The sequence below is a fragment of the Arthrobacter sp. 2MCAF14 genome (assembly GCF_052115645.1).
GTDB lineage: Bacteria > Actinomycetota > Actinomycetes > Actinomycetales > Micrococcaceae > Arthrobacter.
In genome coordinates this window covers 55,321-64,076 of record NZ_JBFRHB010000020.1, presented here as the reverse complement: position 1 = coordinate 64,076, position 8,756 = coordinate 55,321, and the positions used below count along the sequence as shown (strand labels likewise).

The following is an 8,756-nucleotide window of genomic DNA, read 5'->3' as shown; positions in this document are numbered from 1 at the left end:
GGCAGTTCCCGCGGTTCATCAACCGCGACCTTCTGAAGTAACGGTGGAGAACACCCCACACCGGAGGCCCGACAGTCGGGACAACCTCCACCTTCAGTAAGGAAACTGAAAAAATGGCTACAGGTATCGTCAAGTGGTTCAACTCCGAAAAGGGCTTCGGCTTCATCTCCCCGGAAGATGGCAGCCAGGACGTTTTCGCTCACTACTCTGCAATCAACTCGGGCGGCTACCGCTCCCTCGAAGAGAACCAGAAGGTTTCCTTCGACGTCGAGCAGGGCCCCAAGGGTCCCCAGGCAGTAAACATCCAGGCTCTCTAAGCTTCGGATTTCAAAAAGCAGGGCCGGTCAATGACCGGCCCTGCTTTTTTATGCCGATTTCTGGGTTGAGTGACTACTTCGCGACGCGCAAATTACCCGGGGATGCGCTAGATCCCTGCCGACACCTGGATACAGGTGTCGGCAGGGATTCTGCGTGCCGCCCAGCTTTTGCTGTAGCGCTCGGCCCTGGGCTTGGTCTTGTCCGTCCCCGGATCGTCTTCGCTCGGATGCCGGATTCTGCTCAATCATTCGAATGGACACATTCCGTGCCCGCGGAATCACGGGACCGGCAACTTCGGCGAAGAGAGTGATCCAGCAGAATCCGACGGCTATTTCTCGCAGGCAATGCCGTCGCCATCCCTATCCAACGCAGGCCGGTATCCTGGCTGCCCCCGATAGATCGGTGCGGCGCCAGCGGCCCGGGCGGCCGTACAGTTCGCGTAGTAGACGGACGACGGCGCCACGGGCGGCGCGACCGGCTGTACCTGCCTCGCCTGGGCTTGGTCTTGTTGTGCCTTCACTGCAGCAGCATCGGCGTCAGCCTTTGCCTGGGCCGCTGCCTGAGTTGCTGCGGCATCGGCAGCCGCTTTGTCAGATGCAGCCTTGTCTGCCGCCGCCTTCGCCGCCGCTGCGGTTGCTGCCGCACGTGCATCCGTCACTCGCTTGGACTCTGAGCTTTCCATCCAGAGGAGGGCTCCCGTGTCCGACTTGGTGCAAATGAACTGCTTGGGTGGATAGCTCTCTGTTGCGTTCTCCGTCACGCAGGACACTGACTTTGGTGCGGTCGGCGTTGTTGTCGGAGTTGGGGTGGGCGTCACCGAGGCAGAAGCTGAAGCCGATTGAGTGGCGCCCGCGTGGGAGGCTGTTGGGCTGGCTCCGCCGCAGGCGGCAAGGGAGAGTGCTGCTGCTATAGATGTGGCGATGGCAAAGACTTTGAAGCCGGCTTTGCGAGATTTCATAAAATCGTGCGACGCGTGCTTTATTTCCCCGTTGTTTTTTGGCGCGCGAGTATTCATTTATTGCCCCCAATGATTCAGTTTTTGACGCGAATGTGAGCAGATCCTAGCATCTGAAATGCGAGAAAAGAAGAAGTTGTCCACATAGACGAGAAGGCCTCTTGACTGAGGCCTCAAGAGTGCGGCGCAGGCTCAAGGATAGAAACTATGTTCGATCTAGAAAAAGAAGATTCGAATAAATATCCACATGCGCGAGGTTCGATCTAGAGGCGGCCACGAAACCCCCGTAGCGTCGGAAGCAAGAGACCACACCAGGAGAGCCATGGAGAAACCACCTCCAAGCCTCACCTCCTTGGACGCCAGGGGAACACTGAGTTCTCATCGGCGCACACGGAGATGCGGAACAAAACCCCACGTCGGCACACGTAGACACCTCCCCGCGCACACTGAGTTTCGCCAAAACCACACTTAGACGGCGGTTTCGGACTCTACGGTTTCCCTTGGAACGAGGTTCGTCAGCGCACCCGGGGGGGGGGTTCCGTGGGAGTGCTTGGGAGTCCCCCTGCCAACGCCCGGCTTTGGGCAGGAAACAGTTGAATCGTCTGGACCTCGCACCGCCTAGGGACCGGAGAGTGCTGGATCAGCGCATCAGAGAAAGTTGGATCGCGAGTGTTCGATCAAGAAGTTCGGCGAACGCTGGACTACGTTGCTCGCGGAATGATGGTTCGAATTGTCGGCGCGCCTGGCAGCGGCCGCACCAGTGTCGCGCAAAAAGTCATCGCCGATCTGGAAAATACCGGAGCAACGGTTTACTCCATTTCGGGACTCCGCTCACATCGCGGAATACCATTTGGTGGAATACATAGCCTGAGTCTGGATATTCGAATTGGGCAATTGGGAGTTCTCGGTGTGGCTGACACCCTGGCAAGCCGACTCTCCAGGCCAGGTGAGCGTGTGCTTGTAGTCGATGACCTCGAGTTCGTCGACACAGAGACCGTGGCGGTTCTGGACGCCGTCCGACGTCGGACAAAACGGCCCATGATCGTCACCACGAGCGAGTCTTCCATCTACTCGGTGGCTCAGCCTGCCGTGCTCAGCCCCGGCCCGGAAGCCAGGGTTCACCTGAATCCGCTTCGATACGAGCAGGTGAACGAACTCCTCACCGACATTCTGGGAGCTCCTGCGGACGCCGACACCACTGCCCGGATCCTCACGAAATCGGCAGGGAACCCCCGGCTTGTGGTTCGCATCGCGGAAACGGCTTCCCTCAGTGGCTTGATTGTCCTCCGCCGTGGGCAATGGCATATGACGGGCGAGACCCTGTGGAACGAGCACCTCCATGGCACGGTTGAATCCCTCCTCGAAGGGCTTGAACCCGACGAACTCACGGGCCTTCAGGCCATGGCCATCGCCGGGACAACGCCCCTCGATGTACTGCAGCAGGTAGTCCATTCCGACGTTCTCGACAGGCTCGAACAGCGCGGCCTCATTTCCGTCATGGAAGATCTCCACAACACGGTCTGCGCTTCGATCACGCCACCGGTCCTGGCCGACTACTTCCGCGGTCAAAGGGTTCTCACAAGCAGGCGGGTCCTGAAGAGTCGAATCACCCGAGCCCTCAGCGGTTTGCCTCAGGAATCGCACATTGACGTCAACTCGGCTGATTCGCTGATGCGGGTTCTGGCCGCGCTGCGCCTTGAACGGAGCTCAGACGCAGCCACGGCCCGCCATTTTCATGAGCAAGTTTCCGTCCTGGAGCGCCAGCGCTACGAGCTGTGGAATGCCGACAGATCGGTATCGAATGCTGTGGCCCTTCTGAAGGTCTACTGGGGCTCGCCTATTGACGCATCGAGGATTGAGCGTGTGCTTGCCCAGACCTTGACCTCGGAAGGAGAATCGTGCGATCTCCTGTTCCTGGCATTTACCAAAGCGCTTTGGGCGATCCACAAAGGCAAAGGACTGGATTCTGCAGCCGGCGCCCTCAGGAGCTTCGGGGAGGAACGTCCCAAATGGTCCGCGGAGGCCGAAGCGGCGGAGCTATTCCTCGTGGCGTCCTACGATCGAATGCCGGAGAACCTCGACGAAATCTTCGCGCAGCTCCATGATCGTCACCCAGAAAGCGGTGTCATATCCAGCATCCGAGGCATCCTGGAACTCTACCGATTCAACCCTTCCGCCGCGCTCAAAGCCATCGACACTTCAGGCGGGCTAAGGGGCATTCCGGGAATCGAGCCATTCATCCGCGGAATGGCTTTGTTCACTTCGGGGCGAACCGAGGAGTCGATTGTCTTTGCGCTTGACCAGCGAACGGAAGCCCGCCGCAAGCTGGACCAATTCGGGATGGTTTCCAACACCTATGTGGCTGCCCAGGCCCTGATCTACCGCGGCTATTTCGACGACGCCGAGTACCTCATGGGCAGTGTCTTTGCCATGGGGCGGCCAGGCTTCCTGGTGGCTTCCCTCCACGACGCCATGCTCAGGCTCGCCGGGCTAAGGACCGCGACGTCAGCGATCTTGCCTGCGGCGACCCTTGCCACCCAGGCGCGGCGCGAAGCTGAAGACATCGGCCCGCTTCCCGGAACCGCGAGAGGAGTCTACGAGCTCGTCGCCGCGCGGCCGCTCATCCCGGCTGTATTCGACGGGAAAGCCGCGAAACTCATTCAACGGCAGCTCGAACGTGGCTATGTGCTCGAGGCGATCTATTCCGCGCTGTTCTTCACGTGCCTTCTCCCGGGTCGCAAAGTTCTCGAACTCCTTCGGCAGACCTTGAAAGAGTATGCCCCGTCCACTTCCCATGATCAGCTTTTGGCAATTGCCGGTGCGGTGGTGGAGGACGACTACCAAATGCTGGGCGTGCTGCTCGAGCATTACGAGCCCGACGCCGATTTCTACCAGGTACGGATGCTGCTTCGCGGTGCTTTCAAGCGGTATGCGTTCGTAGACAACACCATCGGTGCGGCCGCGATGGACCGGGCGTACTCCATGTTCGCGACACGATTTCCGTCGCCGGATGAGCCCATCGCGTTTAGTTCCGGAAGCTACTCGCCCCTGACTGTTCGGGAAATCGAGATAGCAGCCCTGGCCGGTCATCGCTCCAACCCCGAGATCGCCGAGTACCTGGGAATCAGCATCAGGACCGTGGAAAGCCATATCTCCAACGCGCTGCGCAAGACAGGAAGCCCGTCGCGCACGGCCCTGTTTGACCTTGTCCGGGATTCTGCTCCCTTCCGTGAGAAGCGGCTTTCCGAGTAAGCCGGCAAAAGGGCTTCGGTCTACAACGTTCCTCCTTCCTGCTTGAAGACGAAGGAATGCCTAACGGTTAGTTGTTCCGGAACTGTGTGGGAGATGAGGACAACTACTTTGTGCTGTGCCCACTCGCCGAGCTCGCCGATCAGGGCGTCGATGCCTCGAACGTCCATACCGTTGAAAGGCTCATCGATGGCGACCACGGGGGTATCGGCGACAGTGCACATGAGCAGCCAGAGCTTCCGGATATTGCCCGTCGACAGCATGGAGACGGGTTGCTCCACCCAGTCCTCCAGTCCATACTTGACCAGGCGGGCGAGCCCGGCTTCCGGGCCGACCTGACGGCTACGTGCCGCAAGAGCCAGATGATCGTGAACGGTCATGGAGGGGTAGAGCGCCGGCGTCGTGCGGCAGACGCTCCGTACGTGGCGCGCGTCGGCAGAGCCGGCGTCGATACCGCAAAGACGAACGCTTCCGGCCCAAGGTTGGAGGAAGCCGCTGATGAGCTCAAGAAGAGTCGATTTCCCGCTGCCATTGCTGCCGGCCACCCGGTAGAGCCCCGGCTCGTTCAGACTGAGACTGAGTCCGTCCAGGACCGGTGAGCCTTGCCGGTAGCCGGCGGTTACAGAATCAATTTCGATCGAAGCCTCAAAAGACGTTGGCGCAGGCATACGGCGGCTCCCAGGATCAAGAGGATGGAATAGCCCAACAACAGCACGGTGCTGAACTCAGGGCTGACGACAAGGATGAGCGAGCAAGGAGAAATCAGGAGGAGTGTGAAGAGTCCATCCATCACATCGTTGGATTTGGTGCCGTCAGTGGTGGTCGGCGGACGGGAGAGTGATTCCGCGACGACCCCGGACGCTGCGACGATCAAGCCCGCGAGGACAGCGCCAGGAGCCGGAAGGTCCAGGGCGAGAAGCGCCCCTAGGAAAACAAATCCACCGATGGCCGCCCCAGCCATAACGTAAATCCCTACGAGCCGGACAACGATCGCGGCGGCGGAGAAGCCGTTCTCCCACGCAAAGCGGTAGTGGTGCAGCTTCGCAGTGGGCCCGATCCGATAGAGCATCGGTTCCGTGACGCCCAAGCTCAAGAGCACGGCAATGCCAACCAAGGATTTGTGCAGCTCCCCGGAGCCGAGCGCAGACGGCAGGGGGAGAATGCCCCTCGCTCCCAGGAGGATGCCAACGACGGCGGTCCAGGCGAGGACGATGGTGGCGATCACCGAGCCCTGTTTGCTGCTCAACAGATCAGTGACAACGAATAGCCCGAAGCTTGTCACCGCTCGCTTGCTGCCGCCCCGTTCGGTGCCGAGGGAGATCCTGCGGTAGCTGAGGCGGCGCCAAGCGCGGACGCTGAGGAGGATCAATATCCCGGACGCGGCCGCCGCGAGCACATACAACGCTGGACGGAAGCGCGACGGGTCCTCGGCGAGTTCGTCAATCCGGGAGAGCTGAGGCAGGAGAAAGCCAGTGGCAGCTCCGAGCAACAACCCGAGGATGAGAGCCAAGAGGCAATACCGCCAATGGAGCCCTATCCGTCGCGCAGGTGTTGAAGCGAAATGGAGAACACAGTAGACGCACGCACAGGAGGCGAAGACCATGACGGAGACCGAAGCGGCCACGACGTCGGAGTAGCTCGACGATTCCTCGAAGAAGACCACCAGGAATACCGCAGCCGAATACCAAAGGATGCCTGTGCGGCGGAGCGTCGGGACCAGGCCGTATCTCACCACAACCTGCGGCAGGGGAAGTTCCATCGCCCGGAATAGCTCCAGGTGCGGAGTGCCGGAGACTGCCAGCCGTCGGCTTGAAACTACCTCGGTGAGCACCGTGGCGACGGCGCAGTAGAGGATCGCGAGGAATCCCCAATTAAGCACAGCGACCGTGTCGTCGCGGAGCGGGCCGTCGCGGAGAACGGACATTGTGGATGCGAACACCATTGTTCCGAGAAGGACCAAGGCTATCGATCCGAAGATCACGAGGGCCCTGAAACCATCCAGCGTGAGAGGCAAACGCAGTGAATTGACGATTTCGAACGCCCGGAAGTCCCGCAGGATTCGGTAATCGGACCGCCGGACGGACGCCGAAAGGATCCTGGCGTTCGAAACCTGGCCTTCGACGTCGACGGGAGAGACCTTGGTCGCCATCAGCGCCTAGAACTTGCTCCGTGGACTCTTCTTCTGGACTGAGTCCATGAAGGCCACAATGGTGAGGACCGCGAGTCCGAGCGCACAGACGGCGGCGACGGCCGACGTCGTTCCCTGGAATGGGACAACTATCACCGGGCTGAGGGCCGCCGCGTGCGCAAAACCGGCGACGGCGAAAACGGCCGCCTTGAGCGGTAGCCATTTCCCGGCCGGGCTGAAGGCCGCAATCAGGGGTGCGGCCACGCCGAGGACGAGAAGTACGGCGACGGTCGTGTTCTTCACGGCGAGGGGATCTATGTTCTTGAGGCCTTCCGGGGCAGGAGAAGCCCAAATCAGGCCGAGGGAAATGCAGGAGAATGCAGCGACCATGAGGCCCACGATTCGTAGAAGAAGGCTGTAGAGCTGAGTAGTCATTGAGAATTTCTGTCCGTGGGTGGTGGTTGAGGAAGGTCAGCCGATGGCAACTATTGTTGCCAGACCAATGGCCGAAAGCACAACGAGGATCTTCCTGCCTGTGGAAAACTCGCGCCAATGCCGGTAGAAGATCGCCAGGGCAAGTACGGCCATCGAGGGGAAATAGGCCCAATATCCGGGCACATCCCGCGGTTGGATGACACCGAAGACCACGCTGAATAGGTTCACGGGGATCGTGGCGAGAATGGCGATCACAAAGAAGGACCCGATTTTGAAGCGGCCCGCGATGACCGATTTTCCCGGGATCACTCTTTTGTCCAGGAACGCGGCGAGGGAGAAGTACAAAGCGATGATGACGGCGTAGACAAGGAAGAACAAAACGGTGCCCACCGTCATGGAGAGGCTCAGCAGTCGATCGTCCCCGATTTCCGAGCGCACGTCCGCCGGAACGTTCGCGTTGAGGTACTTCCTGGTCAGCGGAAGCCGCAGAGCCACCAAAGCCATCAGCAGGATGTAGCCCGCGATCCACAGACCGCGGGATGTCGAGACCCATTCCCTGCCTCCCGTTGGCTCGGGCCGCAACTTTCCGACCTTAGCGACGCTAATGACGGTTTCGGACTCCCGGCCGTCTTCCGTGCTGGTCATGAATTCCTCCTCAGGTCCTTAGTTGAATCACGATGGCCTCGATGGCAGCACCGAGGACTATCAGGGCGATGGCAATGAGCAAGGTGCCGAGGGAGCGGGCCATATCGTCGATGAAAGATCTCAGGGTTGCGGGCTCGTTCTTCGTCAGCAGCCTGCGAGCCAGGCCAGCGGCGGGCTGGAATCCGGCGGTCGCCGCCAGCACGAGGCCGAAGAACTCGAACGGGACATACCAAATCACGTCGGCAACCAGGCCGGCACCGCCGACGGAGTGCACCCCGAGGGATACCGTCGCCCCGACATACAGCGCCAGGATTCCGGCTCCGAGGAGCGTGGTCAGCCCGAGGGTCACGACCCCCGAATAGAGCACCAAGGCCGCGCCGAGGTTCCGCCCAAGGATCTGGAGGAAGTCCTTGCTGTAGAGAGGACTCCCACCCATGTCCCTCGCGTCCCGGATCCAGGACAGGTCCACGGCCGAATAACCGAAGACGGCTATGGCTGCCATGGCCAGACCCGTGCTTGGGAGCAACCATCCAGGGATGCCCCCAAGCACGTGTGCTGTCTTAGCAAGCATCGATTTACGCGACTGCTTGCGCCCGGCCGATGCGGAAGAGGATTCCTCGAGCCGTTGCGATCAAGGCACCAGTGATTCCTGCCCCGAATATTGTGCCGATGACAACGAGAGCCCAGCCTCCGACCTCGATGGCGTTCATGATCTGGGACGCCGCCGCGGCAGAGATGCCGAGGGACCCCGCGATCCATGAAACGGCCAGGCTCGCACCGAAGATGCCAACCACAGCCAGCGCCGCCGCTGCCGCAGCCTGAAGCCCGGTCCTTTTCGTCATTGTTGATTCCACTGCAACCCCATTTCTCGAGTAGAACGGCCAACGGGTATCGCTGGCCTTGAATAGTGGTGCCCCTCCAAAAGGAAGGCCATCCACGATTCAGATTCTCTCGGTGAAATTGGCGTCTACGTGTAAAAAACGGAAAAATCCGTGTGCCAAAGGCCGTTTCTCAGTGTGAACAAGC

9 protein-coding genes are annotated in these 8,756 nt (G+C 60.4%); 2 read left to right on the top strand and 7 right to left on the bottom strand.

What is annotated here, in order from left to right; genetic code table 11:
• Nucleotides 1-113: 113 nt before the first annotated feature.
• Complete coding sequence (cspE, locus tag AB4074_RS14535; protein ID WP_028266315.1) at nucleotides 114-317, top strand: transcription antiterminator/RNA stability regulator CspE; 204 nt, start codon at nucleotides 114-116, stop codon at nucleotides 315-317.
• 329 nt (nucleotides 318-646) lie between these two features.
• Here cspE and AB4074_RS14530 read toward each other — a convergent pair whose 3' ends face one another.
• Nucleotides 647-1,078 carry an excalibur calcium-binding domain-containing protein gene (locus AB4074_RS14530; RefSeq protein ID WP_441414004.1) on the bottom strand — a complete coding sequence of 144 codons (432 nt, stop codon included), beginning with the start codon at nucleotides 1,076-1,078 and terminating at the stop codon, nucleotides 647-649.
• A gap of 1,104 nt (nucleotides 1,079-2,182) precedes the next feature.
• Here AB4074_RS14530 and AB4074_RS14525 point away from each other — a divergent pair.
• Nucleotides 2,183-4,525: a LuxR C-terminal-related transcriptional regulator gene (locus tag AB4074_RS14525; RefSeq protein ID WP_441414003.1), complete on the top strand. Its 2,343-nt coding sequence runs from the start codon at nucleotides 2,183-2,185 to the stop codon at nucleotides 4,523-4,525.
• A 20-nt stretch (nucleotides 4,526-4,545) separates the two neighbouring features.
• Here the strand turns inward: AB4074_RS14525 and AB4074_RS14520 are convergent, their stop codons facing one another.
• The 6 genes from AB4074_RS14520 to AB4074_RS14495 are packed head-to-tail and all read right to left on the bottom strand — an operon-like array spanning nucleotide 4,546 to nucleotide 8,572.
• Nucleotides 4,546-5,190: an ABC transporter ATP-binding protein gene (locus AB4074_RS14520; protein ID WP_441414002.1), complete on the bottom strand. Its 645-nt coding sequence runs from the start codon at nucleotides 5,188-5,190 to the stop codon at nucleotides 4,546-4,548.
• Nucleotides 5,142-6,671 (bottom strand): hypothetical protein, encoded by a 1,530-nt coding sequence (locus AB4074_RS14515; RefSeq protein WP_441414001.1) that lies wholly within the window; start codon nucleotides 6,669-6,671, stop codon nucleotides 5,142-5,144. Before AB4074_RS14515 ends, AB4074_RS14520 begins: the two co-directional genes overlap by 49 nt.
• A gap of 6 nt (nucleotides 6,672-6,677) precedes the next feature.
• Complete coding sequence (locus tag AB4074_RS14510; RefSeq protein WP_441414000.1) at nucleotides 6,678-7,085, bottom strand: hypothetical protein; 408 nt, start codon at nucleotides 7,083-7,085, stop codon at nucleotides 6,678-6,680.
• 36 nt (nucleotides 7,086-7,121) lie between these two features.
• Entirely contained in the window at nucleotides 7,122-7,730 is a 609-nt protein-coding gene (locus AB4074_RS14505) for a hypothetical protein (RefSeq protein WP_441413999.1), read from the bottom strand.
• Nucleotides 7,731-7,740: 10 nt separating this feature from the next.
• Nucleotides 7,741-8,301 carry a stage II sporulation protein M gene (locus AB4074_RS14500; protein ID WP_441413998.1) on the bottom strand — a complete coding sequence of 187 codons (561 nt, stop codon included), beginning with the start codon at nucleotides 8,299-8,301 and terminating at the stop codon, nucleotides 7,741-7,743.
• Between the two features lie 4 nt (nucleotides 8,302-8,305).
• Nucleotides 8,306-8,572, bottom strand: coding sequence for an uberolysin/carnocyclin family circular bacteriocin (locus tag AB4074_RS14495; RefSeq protein WP_345449998.1), 267 nt, complete (start codon nucleotides 8,570-8,572; stop codon nucleotides 8,306-8,308).
• Nucleotides 8,573-8,756 lie beyond the last annotated feature (184 nt).